Below are 627 nucleotides of genomic sequence, written 5' to 3'. Positions count from 1 at the left end.
TCGGTCAGCCCCGCCGGATCGACGGGCCCGGCCGGATCGGCCGTGGCGGCCGGTTCGGGGTCGTTGGGGCGCCTCATCCCTCCCCCTCCGTCGTGGCACCGGCGCGCCGTGGGGCACGGGCCGCGGCACGGGGCCGCGAGGGCGACGGTGGCAGGAACAGCGAGCGCGCGCCGGGTCGCGCCGGGCGGGGTGCCCCCCACTCCCCCGTCCGGCGTGGCCCGACACGCCGTGGCCCCTGGCGCGGGGCGACTTCCGGCCCCGGTGCGGGGCGGCTACGTCGTACGGCGGTCGCGGAGCGGTGCCGGGGCGGCCGGCCGGCGCCCGGCGCGTACGGAGCACGCGCGCGGGGCCGGTCCGGTCGGGCGTCACGGGCGGGCGGCGCCGGCCGGGGGTCGTCGGCCGGCGCCGCCGCCGGTGGCGTCAGCGCCCGTGAGGCGCCGTCCCGTGCGGGAAGACCACCTGGGCCGAGCCGCCGCCGCGCCGGTTCGTCTCGGCCGCGGCCAACCAACGCCCGTCGGGCAGGCGTTGGACGGCGGTGGCGGCGCCGATCTCCCGGTTCTTGGTGAACCGGTGCCCGAGCGCTTCGAGTTCGGCCCGCAGGGGGCTGTTCCACAGGCCGGGTTCCAG

General features: G+C 81.2%; 1 pseudogene. It reads right to left on the bottom strand.

The features are described from left to right. Window positions 1–420 precede the first annotated feature (420 nt). Window positions 421–627, bottom strand: a pseudogene (locus KUM32_RS39740) (gamma-glutamyltransferase); the annotation flags it as partial.

This window comes from Streptomyces sp. AC627_RSS907, from assembly GCF_019049165.1.
The sequence above is the reverse complement of the archived record's forward strand: the minus strand, read 5'-3'. Positions and strand labels throughout refer to the sequence as shown.